General features: G+C 42.8%; 20 protein-coding genes. 14 read left to right on the top strand and 6 right to left on the bottom strand.

Annotation, left to right across the window (positions count from 1 at the left end):
* The first annotated feature begins 142 nt into the window (after window positions 1–142).
* Window positions 143–1,093 carry an ABC transporter permease gene (locus tag NSTC745_RS16755; protein WP_445638147.1) on the top strand — a complete coding sequence of 317 codons (951 nt, stop codon included), beginning with the start codon at window positions 143–145 and terminating at the stop codon, window positions 1,091–1,093.
* A gap of 323 nt (window positions 1,094–1,416) precedes the next feature.
* Here the strand turns inward: NSTC745_RS16755 and NSTC745_RS16750 are convergent, their stop codons facing one another.
* The 4 genes from NSTC745_RS16750 to NSTC745_RS16735 all read right to left on the bottom strand — a co-directional run bounded on the left by NSTC745_RS16750 (window position 1,417) and on the right by NSTC745_RS16735 (window position 6,423).
* Window positions 1,417–3,177 carry a peptide ABC transporter substrate-binding protein gene (locus NSTC745_RS16750; RefSeq protein WP_445638146.1) on the bottom strand — a complete coding sequence of 587 codons (1,761 nt, stop codon included), beginning with the start codon at window positions 3,175–3,177 and terminating at the stop codon, window positions 1,417–1,419.
* A gap of 284 nt (window positions 3,178–3,461) precedes the next feature.
* On the bottom strand, window positions 3,462–4,001 hold the full coding sequence (locus NSTC745_RS16745; RefSeq protein WP_445638145.1) for a hypothetical protein: 540 nt from the start codon (window positions 3,999–4,001) through the stop codon (window positions 3,462–3,464).
* Between the two features lie 287 nt (window positions 4,002–4,288).
* Window positions 4,289–5,170 (bottom strand): TauD/TfdA dioxygenase family protein, encoded by an 882-nt coding sequence (locus NSTC745_RS16740; RefSeq protein WP_445638144.1) that lies wholly within the window; start codon window positions 5,168–5,170, stop codon window positions 4,289–4,291.
* A 290-nt stretch (window positions 5,171–5,460) separates the two neighbouring features.
* Window positions 5,461–6,423: a TauD/TfdA dioxygenase family protein gene (locus NSTC745_RS16735; RefSeq protein WP_445638143.1), complete on the bottom strand. Its 963-nt coding sequence runs from the start codon at window positions 6,421–6,423 to the stop codon at window positions 5,461–5,463.
* Window positions 6,424–6,871: 448 nt separating this feature from the next.
* On the opposite strand from NSTC745_RS16735, the gene NSTC745_RS16730 reads away from it, so the two are divergent.
* Together NSTC745_RS16730 and NSTC745_RS16725 are read left to right on the top strand one after the other, a co-directional pair.
* Entirely contained in the window at window positions 6,872–7,126 is a 255-nt protein-coding gene (locus tag NSTC745_RS16730) for an MFS transporter (RefSeq protein ID WP_445638142.1), read from the top strand.
* A gap of 17 nt (window positions 7,127–7,143) precedes the next feature.
* A complete protein-coding gene (locus NSTC745_RS16725) occupies window positions 7,144–7,380 on the top strand; it encodes a hypothetical protein (protein ID WP_445638141.1) in 237 nt (78 codons plus the stop codon).
* Window positions 7,381–7,718: 338 nt separating this feature from the next.
* Here the strand turns inward: NSTC745_RS16725 and NSTC745_RS16720 are convergent, their stop codons facing one another.
* Window positions 7,719–8,798, bottom strand: a complete 1,080-nt coding sequence (locus tag NSTC745_RS16720) for an LLM class flavin-dependent oxidoreductase (RefSeq protein WP_445638140.1) — start codon at window positions 8,796–8,798, stop codon at window positions 7,719–7,721.
* A 200-nt stretch (window positions 8,799–8,998) separates the two neighbouring features.
* On the opposite strand from NSTC745_RS16720, the gene NSTC745_RS16715 reads away from it, so the two are divergent.
* Together NSTC745_RS16715 and NSTC745_RS16710 are read left to right on the top strand one after the other, a co-directional pair.
* Window positions 8,999–10,081, top strand: coding sequence for an LLM class flavin-dependent oxidoreductase (locus tag NSTC745_RS16715; RefSeq protein WP_445638139.1), 1,083 nt, complete (start codon window positions 8,999–9,001; stop codon window positions 10,079–10,081).
* A gap of 138 nt (window positions 10,082–10,219) precedes the next feature.
* Window positions 10,220–11,035, top strand: coding sequence for a hypothetical protein (locus tag NSTC745_RS16710; RefSeq protein WP_445638138.1), 816 nt, complete (start codon window positions 10,220–10,222; stop codon window positions 11,033–11,035).
* A gap of 499 nt (window positions 11,036–11,534) precedes the next feature.
* On the opposite strand, the gene NSTC745_RS16705 is transcribed toward NSTC745_RS16710, so the two are convergent.
* Entirely contained in the window at window positions 11,535–11,690 is a 156-nt protein-coding gene (locus NSTC745_RS16705) for a hypothetical protein (RefSeq protein WP_445638137.1), read from the bottom strand.
* Between the two features lie 31 nt (window positions 11,691–11,721).
* On the opposite strand from NSTC745_RS16705, the gene NSTC745_RS16700 reads away from it, so the two are divergent.
* From NSTC745_RS16700 to NSTC745_RS16660, 9 genes are all read left to right on the top strand, one after another.
* On the top strand, window positions 11,722–12,729 hold the full coding sequence (locus NSTC745_RS16700; RefSeq protein ID WP_445638625.1) for an NtaA/DmoA family FMN-dependent monooxygenase: 1,008 nt from the start codon (window positions 11,722–11,724) through the stop codon (window positions 12,727–12,729).
* Window positions 12,730–13,131: 402 nt separating this feature from the next.
* A complete protein-coding gene (locus tag NSTC745_RS16695; protein ID WP_445638136.1) occupies window positions 13,132–13,929 on the top strand; it encodes a class I SAM-dependent methyltransferase in 798 nt (265 codons plus the stop codon).
* A gap of 81 nt (window positions 13,930–14,010) precedes the next feature.
* On the top strand, window positions 14,011–15,249 hold the full coding sequence (locus tag NSTC745_RS16690; protein WP_445638135.1) for an acyl-CoA dehydrogenase: 1,239 nt from the start codon (window positions 14,011–14,013) through the stop codon (window positions 15,247–15,249).
* A gap of 249 nt (window positions 15,250–15,498) precedes the next feature.
* Complete coding sequence (locus tag NSTC745_RS16685) at window positions 15,499–15,801, top strand: MetQ/NlpA family ABC transporter substrate-binding protein (RefSeq protein ID WP_445638624.1); 303 nt, start codon at window positions 15,499–15,501, stop codon at window positions 15,799–15,801.
* Window positions 15,802–15,938: 137 nt separating this feature from the next.
* Complete coding sequence (locus NSTC745_RS16680; RefSeq protein ID WP_445638134.1) at window positions 15,939–17,009, top strand: aliphatic sulfonate ABC transporter substrate-binding protein; 1,071 nt, start codon at window positions 15,939–15,941, stop codon at window positions 17,007–17,009.
* 145 nt (window positions 17,010–17,154) lie between these two features.
* Window positions 17,155–18,186 carry an ABC transporter substrate-binding protein gene (locus NSTC745_RS16675; protein WP_445638133.1) on the top strand — a complete coding sequence of 344 codons (1,032 nt, stop codon included), beginning with the start codon at window positions 17,155–17,157 and terminating at the stop codon, window positions 18,184–18,186.
* A gap of 28 nt (window positions 18,187–18,214) precedes the next feature.
* Window positions 18,215–18,433, top strand: a complete 219-nt coding sequence (locus NSTC745_RS16670) for a hypothetical protein (RefSeq protein WP_445638132.1) — start codon at window positions 18,215–18,217, stop codon at window positions 18,431–18,433.
* Between the two features lie 80 nt (window positions 18,434–18,513).
* Window positions 18,514–19,956: an FAD-dependent oxidoreductase gene (locus tag NSTC745_RS16665; protein WP_445638131.1), complete on the top strand. Its 1,443-nt coding sequence runs from the start codon at window positions 18,514–18,516 to the stop codon at window positions 19,954–19,956.
* A 266-nt stretch (window positions 19,957–20,222) separates the two neighbouring features.
* Entirely contained in the window at window positions 20,223–21,197 is a 975-nt protein-coding gene (locus NSTC745_RS16660; RefSeq protein ID WP_445638130.1) for a methyltransferase domain-containing protein, read from the top strand.
* The last annotated feature ends 40 nt before the right edge of the window (window positions 21,198–21,237 follow it).

The raw sequence follows: 21,237 nt of genomic DNA, 5'->3' as shown, positions 1-21,237 counted from the left end.
AAAATGAACAAAAAAGACATAGGGATTTTTACCCTTGAACAAGTCAATTTTTTGAAAATGCCAAAAGGTTATAAAAAGTCTATTCAAAAGTGGTTTTAACTTTCTGCTCGGTAGTATACAAATTAAATTTATAACATCTTTTATGTTGAAGCGATCGCTTAATCAAACTTCCGAAGCATCCAAGGGTTCAGTTTCTCCACCATCCACCAATTTTGTTTCTCAGCCAGAAACACTCACTCAAGAAGCATGGCGCAAGTTTCGGCGTAATCGTCAAGCTATGTTTGGGATGGTAATCTTGCTCATCATAGTGTTAAGCGTCATTTTTGGGCCTTTTATTTATCAAATTCCTTTCAACAAAATTGACTTTGCCAAATCTACTCTTAGTCCCAGTTGGGCGCATCCATTTGGTACTAATGATTTAGGTCAAGATATATTAGCCAGAGTGTTGCATGGCGGAAGAATATCGATCGCAGTAGGAATTTTTTCGATGTTAGTAGCCATAACTCTCGGTACACTCATCGGCGCACTTGCTGGATTTTATGGCGGCTGGTTGGATATTGTTTTAATGCGTTTCACAGATTTGTGTCTAGCTTTACCACGACTGCCATTATTATTACTGGTAATATTTTTGTTTCGGGATGCGCTCAAGGCGATCGCCGGGCCAGAGATAGGTATATTTGTGTTGATAGTATTGGTGATTGGTGGACTCAACTGGATGTCTGTAGCTAGATTAGTGCGAGCAGGCTTTTTGACAGTGCGGGAGTTAGAATTTGTTACCGCAGCACGCGCCCTTGGTGCTTCCCCTGCAAGGTTGATTTGGGTTCATATTTTGCCCAACGTCATTAGTCCCGTACTAGTTGCTGCTACTCTTTCGGTAAGTACTGCAATTCTTACCGAATCAACCCTGAGCTTTTTTGGTTTAGGTTTTCCACCTGATGTCCCAACTTGGGGGCGAATGCTGAACGAAGGGCAAAACTTTCTAGAATATGCTCCTCACATAGTTATTTTCCCTGGTACAGCGATATTTCTCACGGTGTTAAGCATTAACTACATAGGTGATGCTTTACGAGATGCACTAGATCCGAGATTATAGTCAATTCATGGAAACACAACACTATTATTACTAGCCTTCAATTACAATTTTTTCTCATCCGAACAGATGGCATTTTTCGACCGGAACGCAAGATATGTTCTTCAAAACCTTCATTTATATAACCATTAACTTGATAAAACGGTTCAGCGTTGAGCGAAGCATTCAAATGTAATTCCGACAATCCTCGCTGATAGCTAGTCTAAATCTTGCCAAGTAGTGATGAATTAATTACATTACGACTCTTGGCAACGTCGAGCCAACCCTCGATATTTAGCTCAGGGAAAGAGAGCAAGTTTCCTTGCTTCAAAATCTTCAATCCTCACTTACTTGAGTTGCCAATCTTTAATATTCCAGGTGCGATCGTCCCAAGGAGTTGAATCTATACCAGCGAGTCTGTTACTAACTCCATTAACATTAGCGCGAGAAATTAGAGGAATTACAGCTTGCTCTTTAATCAACAAGTCGTTCATCTGAATAAATAATTGTCGGCGTTTTTGTGGGTCTAATTCTGTATTGGACTGTAACCAAAGCTTGTCATATTCAGGGTTACAGTAACGAGAACTATTTGGTTTCGACCAATTATTTTTCTTCTGGGAAATTTCACTACAAGTCCACGCCTTCAGATAAGTACCTGGGTCTGGGTTACTATTGCCACCACTAAACATTTGTAAATCAGCGTGAAAGTGAGCAAGAGTATCTGGGTTAGCAGGGTCACTAGAAAAGAAAATACTTGAATCGATACTTTTTAGTTCTACCCCTACACCAATAGAAGTTAGCGATTGTTTAACAATTTCCTGAGTTTTCTGGCGGACTGGGTTGACTGAAGTTTGAAACAAAACTTTGAGTTCTACACCATTTTTATCCCGAATGCCGTTACCGTTGGTATCTTTCCATCCAGCTTCATCCAATAAAGCAGCAGCTTTTTTTAAGTTAAATTCATATTTCGTATTGGTTGAATTATAAATATCTGGCGCTACCACGATATTTGTAACAGCACGACCAGTTTGACCATATAACTGTTGATTAATAGTGTCACGGTCAATAGCATAATTAAAAGCTTGACGCACTTTCAAGTCTTTAAAAAAAGGATGGGGGAACTCTATGCTGGAACGTTCACCGTCTTTCGTTTGTTTGTTAGGGTCAGTTTGATTAATAGTAATCCGTTCTAGATAAGAACCGAAGATGATATCTAATCTACCTTTTCCTGCTGCCTCCAGCTGTTTCAGGATGGGAGCTTCTACTTGGAGGTTCCAGGCAAAATCTACATCTCCAGTCTGCAATACTGCTCTAGCAGCTGAAGTTGCATCTCCACCACCTTTAAGTTCTACTCGCTTAAAAAAAGGTTTATTTGCTTCGCGGAAAAAGGAATTAGCTTCATAAACAACAATGTCACCAGGCTTGAAGTCTACCACTTTGTAGGGGCCAGTTCCTACAGGAAGTAGATTAGCTGGCGCTTCTCTGGCGTTGCTACCGTTGTATTTCTCGAATATATGACGAGGTATGATTGACCCATTGGAACTAATAAACGGCAATGACCAAGCTGGGTTAGGCTCCTGGAAATTGATTTTAACAGTATAGTCGTTCAAGGCTTCAACGCTTTTGACAGCTTGATAATTAGCAGCAGTGGTTGCACCTACAGCTGGATTACTAACAAATTGATAGGTAAACACCACATCTGTAGCCGTAAAAGGTTTACCATCAGACCATTTGACTCCTTGTTTGAGTTTCCAAGTCACTGATTTACCATCTTTTGCTACTCCACCGTTCTCTAAGGAGGGGATTTCTGCTGCGAGAAAGGGGACCAATTTACCATCTTTATCAAAGCTGGCCAAGGGTTCGTAAGTAATTCGACTGGCTTCAAAGTCTTTGTTACCTTGAGCTAGATGGGGATTAAGAATAGTTGGTGCTTGCCAATAGAGAAGCTTTAAAGTATCGCTCGCTGCTGTTGGATTAGACGCGCTGGGAGTAGAGGTGGTTGAAGACTGAGAATTTGAGGTTGGGGAAGAACAAGCAGTTAACAACAAAATGCCCAGCAACGACTGAGCAAAAATCTGACCCCTACTGAATTTATTGAATATGCACATTTGGATTGTTTCTAGGGATTTAAGCTAAAGGGTCAAATTTACCGCTAACAAGCAACCAAATACTGTAGCGCGTTTCTGACGATTTTCCCGATTTAAACTACGATAATTTGGTCGCCAAACCGTACTTCCTTAAGATAAAAATCCCATAGATGTGGAAAAAAGGCAATAGCTGTCAGGAAAAGGACATATTAGCTATTTAGCATTAGTTATCCTCTTTTTCACCCAGTCTTGCATCTTCTGACACACACTTTTTATTTTCGTTTAGCTAGTTTGCGATCGCTAAATCATGCCTTATTTCTGATACTATCCGGTATAATTGCCGCATACTGCTGAGAAGTCAGAGTTGCTTCCCGGACATCGACTTGTTTTGGCACAATTTTTAACTGGTACAAGAGATCGGCAACCTGCTGTTGATCTCGCAGCACTTGCTCATTAATGGGTTGCATATCGTACTTGCGCCGAGATAACATTGTTTCCATCGTTGCCACATCAACCTTTAATTTGGGAGCAAGGATTTGAGCGGCTGCTTGCCTATTTTGATTTGCCCACTCTCCAACTTGGTAGTACTCTTCTAGAATTGCTTTGAAGAGTTCAAGGTTATTACTAGCAAACTCCCTGGCAGCTAAGTAGAAAGATCCTGGTGTTTTAATTCCCTGAGCATCCCGCAACACTCGGATCGTTCCCTCTTGTTGAAGCTTGATCGGTGTAGGGTCGATCGCTACATAGGCATCAACAGTTTTGTTTAAAAATGCTGCTTGTCCATCAGCAACAGTCAAATTCACACCTTGAACATCGTTAAACTTCAGCCCTACTTCTACCACCATTTGCTCCACAGCCTACCAATGTAGCGAAAGAGGCGAACCCATATAAGGTATAAAGCAAATCTCGCCTGGAAATTAATCGTTTCCTGACATAAGGTTTAATCATGGCTGTCAATCCCGTGGTGTTGGCTGTTGAACGCCTTTGCTACAAGTCGGCATAGCCGACGGCAGTCGCTTCAAGCCGGGGAACCCGTCCAACGCGCTGCCTCCCCAACGCAATGGCTACTGTTGACCGTTGAGTGTTAACTGTCAACGATCAACGACCTCATTATTCTTAAATTGTTAAACCTTTAGAAAGGACGACTACCCCGAAGGCTAACCCGTTTGAGAATACGAGTGGCATTGGCATCAAATTCAGGGCGGTAGTGAGCTGTTGCTTGGTTATCCCAATAAAGCAGGTCGCCCTTGCTCCATTGGTGACGATAGGCAAATCGGGGTTGTTTGATATGCTCTTGCAACTTTGCAACTAGTTTTGCTCCTTCTACATGGTCATAATCCACGATGTCTACATCGCTAGCTGCATTGAAAAAGAGGATCTTTTTACCTGTATCTGGATGTGTGCGAACCAGAGGATGAATTGCTACTCGTTCGCCTGGTTCAGGAGCGCGACCAGCTGCATATTTAGGTTGACCATACTCATCCCGATCCTTACTGCCATAGAAATTGAAGTAGCGAATTTGTAAGCCAGAAATTTGCTCTTTGGTAGCATCATCTAGCTCGTCGTAAGCCTGAGCCAAATTTACCCAATAGGTATTGGGGCCATTCTCAGGTACTTCTACGGCATATAAGAAAGAACCGCTAGATGGCACAGGAAGCCAGTAGTGATCGATGTGAGGTAAAAGTTCCTGATAGTTCGGTCGAATATTGACTGAACTTTCTTCAGGAGCAGCATTTGCGAGAGTGAGAACTAGGGGCGGCAGGTATTCTTCTGTTTCTCCTTTGCGGATATAAGCAGGTTGTTGAAGAATATCACCAAAGTAATTGGCAAAGGCTAACAACCGATCGTCAGTTAATATTTGGTTTTTAAAAATGAGAAGATGGCGATCGCGCCATACCTGTTTGAGTTGCAGGATCGCCTCTGGTTCCACAGAATTAACATCAAATCCGGTAATCACTGCACCAAGAGCCGCTCCGGTGGGTGTAATCTCAATCCGGCTTGCCGTGAGTGTCATAATCAGGTCTCCTTAAGATTTAGGCTATACGAGCAACTGGTCATGCAAAAATTACCCTTGTAGAGCAACAAGGGTTAATGTCTGCGTTTATAAGTATTGTCAATTCGCTTTTTCGCCCATTCGCAGTTAAATACAAGAAATCTTTTAATTGCTTAATTGCTAATTAGCGGGTTTCAAAGCAAGCACTGATTCAAAGAATCAGTGGTCTTAAATCAGTGTTAGCTCTGAACCTACCACTGATTTTAATTGCGAATTGGAAATTGCGAATTGGTTTGACTTATAACTCAGCTTTACGAAAGGACTGGTTGTGCTTCCTTAAACTCAGCTTTTTGCTTGAAGACGCTTGGTACTTCAGCGCTGAAAGCTTCACCTTGAACCACTTCTGAACGGTAACCATCAACTCCTACTGGAACATCGCCTGTGATGGTGGTGCGATAGAGGAGACGTTCAACATCCAAATGATCCAAATCTTGAGGAGCCAAATGTACGGTGGCGCGGTTGTCCCAGAAGGCGATATCACCGTTGTTCCAACGGAAGCGGGTGGTATAGGCAGGTTTGGTGACTTGGTTAAAGAACAACTCTAGCAACAGCCTGCTCTCTTCTGGTGATACATCAACAATGCGGGAGACGAAGCCAGGGTTTACGAACAAGGCACGCTCACCAGTCTCAGGATGAACTCTGACGACTGGGTGAATAGAAACTAAAGGATTGACAGCAATGCGCTCGTCGAATTTGCCATTGCGGGGTTGATAACCGCCTCCATTGAAGCGATGTTCCGCTTTTAATGTATCAGCTAGCGATCGCAGGGGTGCTGAGAGTCCCTCATAAGCGGCAACGAGATTACTCCACTGGGTATCACCACCGAAATTAGGGACATTAACTGCGCGTAAAATTGACGCTGCTGGTGGGTTAATCGCCGCCGTTACATCCGTGTGCCAAGGGCCGCCAGTGCGAAAACCATACTGCTTTTCATAAAGCTTACGGTCTACGGGTTTAATCTGGGGAAATCCCGGAACTGGTTCCGGCTCTCCCAAGGGATGGGCGAAAGTCACTTCGCCAAAACGAGATGTAAACTCGACCTGGGCAGCATGATCGATGTTCTGGCCGCGGAAGAACAAAACTTTCCACTTTAATAGCGCTTTGCGAATTTCTTGGACTTGATCCTCAGAAAGAGAGCGGGAAAGGTCTACGCCGCCGATTTCTGCACCGATGAAACCAGCTACCTGTTTAACTTCTATATGTTTGTAGCCCATTAGGATTCTCCAGAGTTTTATCTGTCGGGAGGTGTTCACGCTCGCCTATTTCCTTGGGAATTTTGCCGATACCCAATATCTGCTAACAACATTCCCATGCTGGGAGCATAACTGAAATTATCATACACTATTCCGATAGATTTATCGTAGTATACAGGTGCTAAATAGTAACTTCCTACGTTTTTACAGACCAATCCCCTTCTATAGCAATCCGATGTCAATGTGCAAAAGCCTTAGCTCAGACAGATTAGCGATGCCTGGGCAGCAAACTACGCGATTATTTGACAGTTCTTAGTTAATCTAATTATTAGTAAATCATAATAAAATTTTCCTCATGAGAATTTGGTATAGACAACTAGGGTAGAGCATCAGTAATATCACTTACCACTATTTACCCGCTTTGCGCTGGCGTAATTTTCGCTTGTTTTTTGGAGGACAGTTACTATCAATGTCTGGGACATTTATGACCCAGCAGTTGACTATTCCTTGGCTGGTGTATGACTTAACTAAATCAGCTTGGTTATTAGGCGTTGCAGGATTTGTACAATTTTTACCGACGTTATTACTGATTCCCTTTTCAGGCGTATTATCCGATCGCTGGAGTCGGCGTGACTTGTTAATGGTGATGCAGATATTGGGAATTAGCGTTTCCCTTGCTTTAACGATTCTTACCTTTACTAATTGGATGCAGCAAAAGTTTTAAATGGTGATGCAACTACAATGGCTCACCTCAGTACTTCAGCACCCATTGGTTCGTTGTTTGCTTGTTTGTATCTCACGATGAGACGAGGAATTGTGGGCTTAGAGCGTGTGATTGTTGTAGCTCAAGCTGCGATCGGAATAAGTGTGATTTTCTTCTCACTCTCACGTCAAGTTTGGCTGTCAATAATCATACTGGTGTTTGTAGGCTGCTTTATTATCCTCCAGATTACCAGCTGTAGCTCTTACTCCGCATAGCTTAGAGCTTTTCTTAGTGCCATTCCATCATGAATACCTTGCACAATCATCTATTTTTATCTCTTTGGTCAGACTATTTCTCTTTTTCCTCTGCCTAGAGTGACAAAAGAAAGTTATACTGGTGTATTTTGCTTATCTGCTTTGTGGTCTATTAATTGCCTTAGCGATCGCACTTACCGCAGGTAATAACTGCTGCTTTGTCTGACTAAAATATGCAATAGATAGAGGTTGCATAATCTATACAAAGAGTATGTACGGCAAATTACTGTTAGTATGATACCCTAATTGTTAATTTGCCAAACATTCAGCGTTACAAGTTAAATTCACCACTCTGTTCTCTAACCGAAGGGCTGGGTTAACAAGGGAGCAACTTTTTGCAGATGTCGCACGCGAGGCATTACTTCTTCGGCAAAACGTGTCATCTCTGTGAGAAAGGGATTAAATTGCAACATGAAAGTATCGATACCTGCATCAACGAAAGCTGCAACGCGAGTGGCTACAGTAGCATAACTACCAACTAGTCCTGCGGCTGTGCCACCATTGCCGCCAACACCCGGATTTTTGGCAAAGAGTTGAAACATAACGGCTTCTGGGTCAACTCCTTTGGCAACACTCAATTTATATTGTTCTTCTAGCTTTTGCAGTGCCATGAGTCGTTCGAGTTCTGCTTGCGCTTCTTCGTCTGTGGGACGGGCAATAACAAAGGCTGACAGACCAAAACGGACTGGTTGAGGTAAGGAACGGGGACGGTTTGAAACTTGTTGAATTACTTTACGGACATCTTCAATTGGCTGACCATTGATGAAATAAACATCAGCTTGTTGGGCTGCTAAAATCTGCGCTGGGTCTGATGCGCCTCCAAGATAAATACGAGGATAGGGTTGAGCAACAGATAAAGGCCGTAGGCTCAAATCTTTGATGTTGAAATATTCACCCTCGAAGTTTACCCTCTCGCCACTCCACAAAGCGCGAACCACCTCCAACCATTCACCAGAGTAGCGATAACGCTCATCATGGGGAGGGAAGGGGATATTAGTACGCTCCATTTCTGGGCAAAACCAAGCACTAATTAGGTTTATGGCAAAACGCCCGCGACTGATAGCATCAATTCCTAAGGCCATCTTGGCTAGAACGGCGGGATGAAATAATAAAGGTTTGATTGCGGCGATAATTTCGATGCTTTCTGTAGCTTCAGCCAATGCTGCACAAGCTGTCCAAGTTTCTAATTGGTCTAACTCTAGACTGCGGGGGTTGGCAAGGTGCTGTGCTACTAAGGTTGTGACATATCCTAAACGTTCTGCTTCTAATACTAGCGATCGCGTGCGTTCATAACTAGCATTAATCGGCTCATCTGGTGTATTGAGAGGGCCAAAGTTACCGCCCACAGGCGACCAAATACCGTATCGAGGTTCTGACATTCTTGCCTCCTTAAGGATATGAGGGGCATCTGGCTTGAGTTTCCCCAAAGATGAGTAACTTAATCTCTAATACCCCCCTTGTTTTTTATGCTTATGTGTGCAAATCTCATAGTATACTACAGTAAAACGATTAAATTACCGTAGTTTAAATTAGTGCAAAATCAACTTTTAGCACCTAATTATCAAGGTTCGAGAAAGCTATGTCTGAACCACGCTACGGGATTTGGATTCCCGTTTACGGCAACTGCGGCGTTATGAACCATCCTCTTGAACCTCGTGACGCTAGTTACTCACGAGCCAAGAGCCTTATGCAATTGGCCGAAAAGTGCGGATTTACCACAACTTTAATAGCGCAACATATTATCAATCCCAGGAACCAAGAGCTTGACCAGCTAGAAACCTGGACAGCCGCAGCAGCACTTGCAGAAGCGACACACTCTATCGAGATTATTGCAGCAGTTAAACCATTACTATTTCATCCTGCCGTCTTAGCAAAGATGGCTTTAGGTATTGATGCAATTAGCGACGGACGTTTTGCGATTAACTTAGTAAGTGCTTGGTTCAGACCAGAAATGGAAAAACCAGGGATCGACTTCCTTCCCCACGATGAACGCTATCGATATTCTGACGAATGGATTAGAGTTGTCAAAGCTCTGTGGAGTGGAGAAAAAGTTAACTTTCACGGTGACTATTTTCAGATTAATGACTTAAAATTCAGCCCACCACCCATAGCCAAACCACATCCGCGCATCTATGTAGGTGGAGAGTCAGAACCAGCCCAAGAACTAGCCGCAAAAGAAGCGCATACCTTTTTCCTCAACGGTCGTCCGATTGAAGTCATCCGCGAAACTATTGCTCAAGTTACGAAAAAAACTAAATTTCGCGCTCAACCTCTAGGCTTCGCCATGTCAGCCTTTGTTATTGCTCGACCGACAGACGAAGAAGCAGAAGCAGAATATCAAAATTTAAGAGCAATGGTACTAGCACAAGACGATCGCTCCGAACTACTCAAAGGAGTAGATTCTGAGGTAGTCATGTTTAAGAACATGGCTGAGTATCCTGGTGTGGGGAGCAATGGCGGTACAGCAGCAGGACTAGTTGGTAGTTATGAAACTGTAGCTAATCGAATTGCTGAATTTACCAAGGTAGGAGTCGGTACTTTCATGCTGCAATTCCAGCCCTTTGCCACAGAAATGGAGCGTTTTTCTGCGGAGATTATGCCACGAGTTCGGGCATTAATAGCAATTCGCAATTCCCAATGGGCTAACGCCCCGCTCCGCTAACGCAATTCGCAATTAAGAAACGTAAGATGCAGCAAGACTTTCGTGGTTTGTATCTGTTGCCTAATTTTGGCGAATTGGTATTAGAGGCTAGTGCTACCGCTAACGTTACTTCTCAAGTCCCGTTTATAAAGGAAAATCATGACTGCAATACTTACTCGTCCAGCTTGGACTACTGATTTAGAACTGGAAATTTTTGACAAACTGCTTGATAAACACGCCCCTCACTTACCAAAAAAGCGACTAGAAGAACCCAGACCACCAGAAACTGAAGAAGAAAAAGAGAATTTCTACCATTTCCGTGTTGCTGGTGCAGCCCACGATCTATTTATTGTGCAAGTCTGCGCTAAGATAATTGACCAAATACCCGACCCAGAATTACAGCTATTTTTGAGCAGACAAATAGGGGATGATGGCGCACACGCGCAAAATACTCGTTTAAGAGCGCAGGCGATATCAGGACGAAACGCAATTGAGGATATTCAAAAGCAAGTACAAAAGCATTGGGATTATATGGGTGATTTACCCATTCGTAATTGGCAAGGCTTTTTAGCATTTGAGTTGCACTATGAACTTCATATTGTGGCTTTGCTATTCATCAATAGTCGTACCAGCAAAATCAATGACCCAGACTCAGCTAAGTATGCCGCAGAAAGAATCCTGCCAGATGAAGCAGCACATCGCCTGGGAGTTGTAGACTGGTGGCAACGTAAATTCGATCGAGCTTCGCCAACAGAAAAACAGGATTTAGTTGCACAGGTTCTAGAAGCTGATGAAGAAGGTCAACGCCGACGAAATCCTTATCTTTGGGATCATTGGCGGTTGAGTCAAAAAGCTATTGGGATTGAAATTGATGATTTGCCAATACTTTACGATGCTTGGCGGCGAGAAGTTTTATCTTATTTCTTGGATATCCCTGTCACTAAATTGCCCAAACTTGTGAGCGTAAATGATTAAGCAGTAGGGTGGGCATTTTTTAGTAAAACTACCTTTACATATAAAATACACTAGTTAATGCCCACTATTTATTCAAACTTTTAAGGAATATAAATAAGTAAGAGAACAAATATTTTATTAATTATTGAAGCTGTATTCATAAGAAATAATATTACTAATTATTAATTTAATTAGTAATATTTTCATAATTTTTTAAAATTATAAAAATCTCAATATTTTTGATTGATTTACATAAAAAATCAAAATTAGTTGCCACTAACACAACAATTATAAGTTATTTGCTATATTATATTATTTCTAATAGAATTAATTTTTTGGAAAGAAGTTAACAAATTTTGGGATTTTAGGCATAGAGACGAGATAATTCTTTATGCCTAAAAATAATTCAAAATATTTGTTAAAAACCAAGATTGCATTGAGAAAATGTGACATTAATCAGGATTAATTTATGTTAAAGCAAACCATCAATGAGTTATTAGGTTTTTTAAAATAGAGAAACTTATTTCAGCATCAAAGAATTAAAGCTTTTGGTGTCATGTTTGTGCTGGGTATCGGATTGAGTTTTGCGATCGCAGAACTGGTCAATTCCACGTCGAATTATTAGGTAAAAAAATAACGTCGCTACCGCCACCGAACACATCGGATTGGTAGCCACTGCTTCCACAACTTATGACGCGCCTTAGCACATCGCTCGTCGCTTCGCCTCTCTCGACCATATCAGTGGCGGTCGTGCTGGCTGGAACATCGTTACTAGAGCTAATCCAGACGCAGCACTCAACTTTGGTTTAGAAAAAGAAATAGAGCATGACGAACGCTACCGACGAGCTAGAGAATTTTATGATGTCGTTACAGGCCTTTGGGATTCCTTTGCTGACGATGCCTTCATTCGAGATGTGGAAGCCGGGATTTATTTCGATCCCGACAAGCTTCACGTTCTGAATCATAAGGGAAAATATCTCTCGGTGCGAGGGCCATTGAACATTGCTAGACCTGTTCAAGGCTGGCCGGTAATCGTTCAGGCGGGCGCATCGGAAGCCAGACGGCAATTAGCCGCCGAAACCGCCGAGGCTGTGTTTGCACCTGCTGGTAATCTGGAAGCTGGCAAGGCTTTATTTGCCGACATCAAAGGACGGGCGCGGGCAATTGGGCGCGACCCAGACAGTATAAAAATCCTTCCTGGTGCTTTAGTCATCGTGGGAGAAACCATCGCCGAAGCTCAGTCCAAGGGTGTTTATTTAGATAGCTTAGTACACTATGTCAGTGGAATTACCAGCCTGAATAGTGCGCTTAGCTACGATATTTCCGGTTTCGAGCCAGATGGCTCCTTACCAGAAATCCCACCAACTAACGCTGGTCACTCTTCACGAGAAAGAGTAATAGCCTTAGCGCAACGCGAAAATCTAACTATTCGACAACTGGCGCAACGCGTTGGCAGTTATGGCGGGTTGGCTTTCGTTGGTACACCCCAAACCATCGCCGATGAGATGGAAAAATGGCTGTTTGAGGAAGGCTCTGACAGCTTCAACATCATGTTTCCTTATCTTCCTGAAGGGTTGAACGATTTTGTAGATGGGGTTGTGCCAGAACTCCAACGTTGTGGGATTTTCCGCAAAGAGTATGAGGGTACAACGCTGCGTGAAAATCTGGGTCTGGCGCGTTCTGCTAATCGCTTCTTCCAAACCAGTCTGGTGTAAACTGCGATCGCTAATATTACACCTATTGTTCATTCCTTTTACCACTTGCATCAATAGCACCGTTATCCTCGCTGCTTGATTTTTAAATTAGCTTGTGGTAAGTTCGGTGCAATTAGAATTTACTGTAAATTGGTCGGTTTACAGTAGATTATTTAGATGAGAGAGTTAGTAAACAAAGTCTAACCGCAAAATAAAAAATTTCCCCTGAGTGAAGAATTTTTATCAGGACAGCAGAAAATTGCTGACTTGTTCTATGAGCAAAAATTCATCACCAAGAAAATTAATGTTAGGGATGCGACTCTCTCCCCTGAACAATATGCTGCTCATACTCCATCAGATGTTAAGCCTGAAGATTTGCAATGAAAATTAAGCCTAAAAAAATTGACAATAGATTATGCTTCAATGACAGATGAGAGAAGTGATTTAAGAACCACTTTTAATCAAGTAGCACTGTTGTATGACCAAGTTCGACCAGGATATCCAGAAGCGCTTTTTGACGATGTGGTGTCTCTCTCAAAAATCACTTCCTTCGGAAGGATATTAGAGATTGGTTGTGGTACTGGTCAGGCAACTGTGCCCTTTGCCCGCCGGGGTTATCGTATACTCTGCATTGAGTTGGGTGAGAATCTTGCTACAGTTGCCCAAAAAAATCTGGCTACTTATCCCCAAGTACAAGTGCGTAACATCGCTTTTGAGGATTGGATAATAGAAGAAAATGCCTTTGATTTAGTGATTTGTGCGACTGCTTTCCATTGGCTTGACCCAAGTATTGCTTACAAAAAAATGGCTCAAGCCCTCACATCCCAAGGAGCGATCGCGCTATTTTGGAATGAACACGTACATAGTGATGCTAGTAATGGCTTCTTTGAGGAGGTACAGGAGCTATATCGCCGCTTGGTTCCTGAATTAGTTAAGGATGACAAGCCTCTTCCTCGCGAGCATGAAGTCGCTAGTAAAATAGGTGAGATTCAGCAAATAGGTTTGTTTGGTGAAGTAGTCTATCGCTCTTATCGATGGGATGCAACATACGACAGTGCAAGTTATCTCAACCTTTTAAATACTTACTCCGGTCATATAAATTTAGATAGTCTTAAAAGGGCGCGTTTTTTTGATGCGATCGCCCAATTAATTAATACCAAGTTCAATGGTCAAATTACTAAAGGCTACTTAACTACTTTATACGTAGCCCACCTATTGTAATCTTATCTAACTCAGTTTGCAGATTTGATTAAACAGTTCACCAACATAGATTTTTCACAGGATATTCGGAGATAAAAACTAATGATTAAGAGTCCAGAGAAACTTGCAGATACGACAATTCAGTTTTTGGCTCCTGTAAGAGCAAATTCGCCGGAACTCCAGCAGCTTTTTGATTTTATTGCACTGGGAGCAAGTGAACGCGATCGCGATCGTATCCTGCCTTTTGATGTGATTGAATTAATCCGGCGTTCTCGGTTAGGTGCATTGCGAATCCCCCTAGCCGAAGGTGGTGGTGGTAGCACTGCACGGGAACTATTCGAGGTCGTGATTAAACTAGGAGATGCCGATCCGAATGTCGCTCACATTGTGCGGAATCATTTCTCTATCACAGAGCGAATTTTACGTTCTGAGCGCACTCCAAGGAATCGCCGCTGGCTTAAAGCCGTTGCCGATGGTGCAATTATTGGACTCGCTTCCACCGAACTAGAAGTTAAACGGGCTGGCGGCGGGCAAGTCGTGAATACAAAATTAACTCCCGATGGCCACGGCTATCGTCTGAATGGGACGAAGTATTACAGCACTGGCAGCCTTTATGCAGACTTGATTTTTGTGCGTGTACTAGTACCAGATGGCACTACAGCGTTCATACTAATTCCTACTAACCGTGAGGGTATTGACCTTGTGGATGACTGGGACGGCTTCGGGCAAAGACTTACAGGCACAGGAACGACTAACTTTACTAACGTCCGAGTAGAGGCAGATGAAGTAATTTTTGAAACAGACACAGACAAAGACAACCTGCCATACAACATCATTCCGCAATTATTCCTCACAGCAATCAACGCTGGCATTATTCGCAGCGTTCTGCGCGATGCCACAAACCTCGTCCGTACTCGACCTCGGACTTTCTATCATGCCGTAACCGAGCAAGCAACTGAAGATCCAATTTTGCAGCAGACTGTTGGACAGGTTGCTGCCAATGCTTTTGCTGCTGAGGCGATTGTTTTGGCGGCAGCTGATGGACTCGATCGCCTTCCTGCTGCCAAAGCTCAAGGTGAAGAGGCACAGACAGCTGCGGCGTTAGAAACTTCTCTGAGTGCAGCCAAAGCCAAATTGATTGTCGATGACTTGGCATTACGTTCGGCTACCTTGCTGTTTGAAGTTGGTGGGGCTTCCACAACAAAGAAAAGCTCAAACTACGATCGCCACTGGCGCAATGCTCGTACTTTGTCCTCACACAACCCAAATCACTTTAAGGCGCGTGCAATTGGGGACTATGAGATAAATGGTACGCCGTTGCCGCAGAGAGGGTTCTTTTAGGAGGAATTGAGGGTTGAAATTTTAAACGCTTTAGAAGTTGATAAAGGACTTATAGCTTTGCGCTAACCTCCGCGTACCTTTGCGTTTAAAATTTCATATTCAGCAAAGCTTTTAATCATCCTTCTTAATTAAAATTATTATGAATAGACGCAGATTTTTTTAACACCTTTAGGTTCGCTTGCTGCTTCTTTAGCCTTTGCTAGTTGCAGTTAACAAACACCTCAAAATTATACTGATAACAGGAAGACAATTAGCCAAACAGAGCAAAAAGAAGTAATTAAAGTTAGGGTAACTGGCATAGTTTCTCAGGATATCCTGAAATTTGTAAATAATAATCTAGCAGCCCAAGAATGTTTGGAAATTCAAGTTGTTACCTTTAATGATTGGATACAACCAAACACAGCCTTGAGAGATAAAGTAATTAAAGAATATCAGGGAAGGCTTGTACCTGTAAAAAAATGTCTCGCGTATAGATGCAAAGAAAAGTATGTCAATAATTGCATTTACAAGAGTTTTATTCTCTGCTTCAGAGATAAAGAAATATTGATTTGATTTGGGCAGTCTATCAAAAGATGGTATGCTAATTTTATTAAATACTGTAAATCGACTGGTTTACCGTATTTTCTCCACTATCATTATCAATATGGCTGCTTCAACTCCTAAAAATTGATATCAAGGAGTCAATTGTGGTGAATAATTTCACAAAACACCGCTTTTCGGAGAAATTGAAATATCCTGCTGGTAAGATATTAGCGATCGCAGCTTTTTTGATTGAATCGATCGCTTCTGGTTGCAGCCAACAAACAGCCACCAATGTCTCAGCTAAATCAGATACAACCTCAAATACTGTTACTACCAAAACAACAGAAAAAAATAATGCGATCCGCTTAGGCTACCAAAAAGGCGGGATTATTCCCTTGGCGCGTCAACGAGGTGAGTTAGAGCGTCAGTTAGCAACGCAAAATATTAAAGTTGAATGGATTGGGCCATTTGACCGTTGCGCCACACTGTTAAATTCTCTCAATGGTAATCGAGCAGATATTGGCGGGTGTGGTGATATTCCTTCCATCTCTGGTATTGCTGCTGGACAACCTCTTTGTATTGGCTATGTACAGCGTCCTCGTCCAGATTCTTTGGGTAATGCCATCTTAGTTCGTGGCGATTCTCCCATTCGTAAACCTGCTGATTTAATAGGTAAAAAAGTCGCAGTCAATCAAGGTGGTGCAGGCGAATATCTATTATTAAAGGTTTTGGAAAAAGAAAATATTCCTTCATATAAAGTCCAGCGAGTTTACTTATCACCGAATGATGCTGCACCTGCTCTATACCAAGGTTCTGTTGATGCTTGGGCTGTTTGGGAGCCTTATATTTCTATTGCCGAATTAGAACATAAAGCGCAAAGAATTACTACTACACATCCTGCGCCTACCTACGGCATTATGATTGTTCGTAGTGATGCAGCTAAAGAAAATCCCATTGCAGTGAAAGCTGCTCTGACTGCTTTGAGCCAAGATGGTGACTGGCTCAATCAGAATACTAAAGCTGCATCAGATTTTTTAGTTAAAGAGTTAAAACTATCAGATGCTGTAGCCAAGCAGGTGACTAAAAATCGAGGATCGGAGTCTTACGTATTTCCGAATGCTGAAGATGTCGCCAAACTTCAGAAAACAGCTGACTGGTTATTAGAGAAAAAAATTATTCCGCAACGAGTCGATATTGCTGCATCTGTGTGTCCGTTGGGAACTACTGCGGTTAGGTAGGGCAAGGGAGCAGAGGAGTAAAAAAACTAATGACTATTGACTATTAACCAATGACTAATTTTAACACAAAGGCACGCGGAGGTTAACCCTGAGGTACGCAAAGAGATTATCAGAAAATTTTGTCTTTTTATACCTAAGAATTGACGTGTCTAACAATTGGTTGCGGCAGAATTTTATCTTGCCTCTGGGTTGTTTACTCGCTTTAGCAACGGCTTGTTCAGAGGTTAAGTCTACTAATCCAACAACGATCGCTGCTAATTCTAGTGCATCACAAATTGCAACATCGAATACAACTCTATTGCGTGTTGCTAAGTACAAAGGTGGCTGGGATTTAGGTTTGAAGTTAGCTGGGCTAGATGATTTTCCTTACAAAACTCAATTTACTGAGTTTACTGGGGGTAATTTGATGGTACAGGCAATCAATGCTGGCGCGATTGACCTGGCTTCAGCTAGTGAAATTCCACCGATTTTTGCGATTGAATCGAAGGCATCTGTAAAAATTATTGCCACTCTCAAGGGGCCTACGGTTGGTCAAGTTGTCCTTGTACCGAAGAATTCGACTGCAAAAACCATCGCCGATCTCAAAGGTAAGAAAGTCGGATACGTTAAAGCCACAACTGCCCACTACTTCCTAATTAAGATGTTGGAAAAAGTCGGGCTGACGATTAAGGATATCAATGCAATTCCTTTATCGATACCCGATGGACTTTCCGCTTTTCGGAAAGGCGAACTGGATGCTTGGGCTACCTACGGTTACTCTATCCCCCAAGCGCAAAAAGAAGGGGCGCGGGTGCTGGAATCGGCAAAAGATATTTTGAGCGGTAATTTCGTGATTATCGCTTCACCAAATGCTATTGCCGATCCGCAAAAGAAAGTTGCAATTGCTGATTTCTTATGTCGTTTACAAAAATCCCAAACTTGGCGGGAATCTAATCTCAAACAATGGTCGAAGACTTATGCAACTGCCATTGATGTTGACGAAAACATTGTTTATCAAGATGCCCAGCAAGGTCAACAACAGCGTCGTCAAGAATTACTTCCTGTGTCTAACGAAGCCATAGCTTCTCAGCAAAAGGTTGCTGATACCTTTTTCCAAGCGGGTGTAATTCCTAAAAAAGTCGATGTCAAACAACTCTGGGACAGCAGTTTGAAAGAAGATATCGCCAAATGCCAATAACTTATTTTCAATTAGGGAGAAAATATGTATGTTTGACGGAATAGAAAGAGAATTATTAAATGGCCAACCTGGCTTCTGTGAACATCAGTCTCAACTTTTTGAATTATCAGATAAGCAAGAAAATGGGATACGTGATATTTGGGAATTACCACCACAACAATCTACTCGTCGCGAACGTGTTCCCAAGCAGGAATTCAAATTGTTTAGAATTTTCAGCCAACTCAAACGTTTTTCTTTAAAAGCGTAGGCGTAACCCGGCCGCGCTTAAAATTCTGGTTCTCCCAGTACTAATCTTCGTAAAACCTTGTTTCATTTTGAAAGACAGATATGACAACAACGACTGACCTCGATTTTGCCGCACGTGAGGCGTTGCGCCTACTCGGTCCCGATCCCGAAAACTGGGTGAGCGATCGCCCAGGCATTGACCACAATGTCACAATAGTAGGTGGTAGTGGCAGTGGTAGTACTTTCGCCTTTGCCCTACGACGTGCTGGTATTGGTCGCGTGACAGTTATCGACGCGGCTCTTGACGAAACCCATGCAGGTGTATGGCTGACACGAGCGCGGATGAAAAAATTACGTACACCAAAAAATCTGCCAGGGCCAGAACTGGGCATTCCCGCGCTGTCTTTTCAAGCTTGGTACGAGGCACGGCACGGTGTTGAGGCATACGCAGCCATTGACCGGATTCCACGAGTATTATGGGCTGAGTATCTCAGTTGGTATCGGCATTTCTTGAATATTCCAGTTAGGTATCAGACGAAGTTAGTGCGGATTGAGCCAGCAGCAGGTTTCTTTCGTATACATCTGGAAGTGAGCGGTGTTCCGCAGGTGGAAACGACACGTAAGATTATCTTTGCTAATGGTGTAGCTGGCACTGGTGGCCCTAACATACCGCTTGTATTAGCATCTCTCCCACGCACTTTGTATGCACATACCTCTGATGAAATAGACTTTAGTGCGTTGCGTGGTAAAACAGTAGCAGTTTTGGGTGCGGCGGCTTCGGCTTTCGATGCGGCAGGAGTGGCACTAGAATCAGGTGCCAAAGAAGTACATTTGTTTGCACGGCGGTCTCAAATTGCATCTCTGCCAGTAATTCGTGTGCGGGGTTATCCTGGTGCTTACTACAACTATGCACAACTGCCGGATGAGGCTCGTTGGTTTCAAGCTTGGCGGTTTAATCAGGTTGGCTCTACACCACCACCAGACGCAATTGAACGAGTAACTGCGTTTTCTAATTTCCACTTGCACCTATCTGCGCCTTGGAGAGAGACTCATACTCAGGGCGATCGCATTGTGGCTCAGGTGAATGATAATGTTTTCGAGTTCGATTTTGCGATCGCGGGTACGGGCTATTTTGTCGATCCAACCAAGCGGCCGGAACTCGCTGATTTTGCCCATCATATAGCTTTATGGCGCGATCGCTACGAGCCACCAACCGAGCAGCGCAATGAACAACTCAGTACTTACCCTTACCTTGGCAACGCCCATGAATACCAAGAAAAAGTCCCTGGCAGCGCGCCTTACTTAAAGGATATTCATGTGTTTAATCCTGCTGGCTTTGTCAGCTTCGGTCTGCCCATTGGCGATGTACCTAGCATCCGGCGTGATGTGCCAGCAATAGTATCACGTATCAGTCACGACTTATTCTTTGCTGATTGGTCATTACACGAAGCCAGAATTACTAGTGATAATGTGGCACCAGACTTCGAGCCATCACTGTATGCAGATGCAGTTTGGAAACAGCCAGCTAAGGTAGGAGTCAGCTAAATTTGACGTGAGTAGATGGATTGCAAAAACCCCGCTTCCATTCCTCTCCCCTAGCACGAGGAGCCACTGCGTTGCGCGGATTCAGAGCGTTGTAGCAAGTGGTACAGAGGCTTCAAAAGCTAATTTTTCGTCAGTAACTACAGATATTTAAGCCCTTCTTTGCGCCGGAGCGAAAAGTCGGAGCACCAGAAGCCGGCGCTCTGAACTTTTCAAATCAGAGGGGTTGGGGAGAGGTCAATCGAACACTACGGGCTGACACTTGTCAAATGCCTAATGGTCAAATAGTTGAACCTTTTTATGTATTTGAATATTCACCTTGGGTAAATGTTGTAGCTTTAACTATTTTTTGCTTTAAAAAAGCTTGGCGATGTAAATTTATTAATTATCAATTTGTCTTCTATTTGCCAATTAACCTATTTACAAATGTAAAAAATATGACATCAACAATTTCATTTGACCGTGTATCTGATGTTTACGACGCCACAAGAGCATTACCGCCAGAAATCTCTGAGCAAGCGACTGACACTATCCTCAACATAGTTTCACCGACATCAGAGACTAAGTTTTTTGAAATTGGTATTGGTACAGGCAGAATTGCTGTTCCCATTGCCAAAAGAGGCTATTCCTACACAGGTATAGATATCTCAGAAAAGATGTTGGCTGAGTTGCATCGTAAGCTAGAAGGTATTTCCCACCGCCTTACAGCTGTCAAAGGAGATGCTACAGCTTTACTGTTTCCTGATAATTCCTTTGATGTCGGACTGACGGTTCATGTGTTCCATCTGGTTTCTGCTTGGAAGCAAGCACTCGCCGAAATCCGCCGAGTTCTCAAACCCGGTAGCCCTTATCTATATACTCATGGGACTATGGATTCCAACTCAGCAAATCCTAATCACAATCTGATTCTTCGACAACGTTGGGAAGATATTATTGCTAGTTATGGTTATCCTTTACCTCGTTATGGTGCGACAGAAGAAGAAGTATTAGCAGAACTACGCGCTCAAGATGCAAGTTTAGAAATAGTAATTGCAGCTCAATGGAAATCTGAATTAACTGTAAGTCAATCACTGGAAAACTATCAAAACAGAGTCTATCGTCCTAGTTGGCATCTTCCTGATGATATCTTTGTCAAAGCCTTTAATGATTTACGCGAATGGGCTTTAGAACACTACGGTTCTCTAGACTACGGCTTATCTAGTGATACCAACTTCAGGATTATTGTAGTGCGAAATTGGGCTTAACTCTCTGGTGGGGAATTGATAATTTTGATTTTCACTTCCC

It is taken from the genome of Nostoc sp. DSM 114161, assembly GCF_052692665.1.
Note: the sequence above shows the minus strand (reverse complement) of the source record. Positions and strands in the feature narration are given on the sequence as shown.

Excerpts from the sequence above, each read along its gene's own strand:
- NSTC745_RS16670 (WP_445638132.1), top strand. The coding sequence starts at position 18,215 with ATGTTTGACGGAATAGAAAGAGAATTATTAAATGGCCAACCTGGCTTC.
- NSTC745_RS16750 (WP_445638146.1), bottom strand. The coding sequence starts at position 3,177 with ATGTGCATATTCAATAAATTCAGTAGGGGTCAGATTTTTGCTCAGTCG.
- NSTC745_RS16665 (WP_445638131.1), top strand. The coding sequence starts at position 18,514 with ATGACAACAACGACTGACCTCGATTTTGCCGCACGTGAGGCGTTGCGC.
- NSTC745_RS16720 (WP_445638140.1), bottom strand. The coding sequence starts at position 8,798 with ATGTCAGAACCTCGATACGGTATTTGGTCGCCTGTGGGCGGTAACTTT.
- NSTC745_RS16730 (WP_445638142.1), top strand. The coding sequence starts at position 6,872 with ATGTCTGGGACATTTATGACCCAGCAGTTGACTATTCCTTGGCTGGTG.
- NSTC745_RS16690 (WP_445638135.1), top strand. The coding sequence starts at position 14,011 with ATGATTAAGAGTCCAGAGAAACTTGCAGATACGACAATTCAGTTTTTG.
- NSTC745_RS16710 (WP_445638138.1), top strand. The coding sequence starts at position 10,220 with ATGACTGCAATACTTACTCGTCCAGCTTGGACTACTGATTTAGAACTG.
- NSTC745_RS16745 (WP_445638145.1), bottom strand. The coding sequence starts at position 4,001 with ATGGTGGTAGAAGTAGGGCTGAAGTTTAACGATGTTCAAGGTGTGAAT.
- NSTC745_RS16740 (WP_445638144.1), bottom strand. The coding sequence starts at position 5,170 with ATGACACTCACGGCAAGCCGGATTGAGATTACACCCACCGGAGCGGCT.
- NSTC745_RS16660 (WP_445638130.1), top strand. The coding sequence starts at position 20,223 with ATGCCTAATGGTCAAATAGTTGAACCTTTTTATGTATTTGAATATTCA.
- NSTC745_RS16755 (WP_445638147.1), top strand. The coding sequence starts at position 143 with ATGTTGAAGCGATCGCTTAATCAAACTTCCGAAGCATCCAAGGGTTCA.
- NSTC745_RS16695 (WP_445638136.1), top strand. The coding sequence starts at position 13,132 with ATGACAGATGAGAGAAGTGATTTAAGAACCACTTTTAATCAAGTAGCA.
- NSTC745_RS16715 (WP_445638139.1), top strand. The coding sequence starts at position 8,999 with ATGTCTGAACCACGCTACGGGATTTGGATTCCCGTTTACGGCAACTGC.
- NSTC745_RS16725 (WP_445638141.1), top strand. The coding sequence starts at position 7,144 with ATGGCTCACCTCAGTACTTCAGCACCCATTGGTTCGTTGTTTGCTTGT.
- NSTC745_RS16735 (WP_445638143.1), bottom strand. The coding sequence starts at position 6,423 with ATGGGCTACAAACATATAGAAGTTAAACAGGTAGCTGGTTTCATCGGT.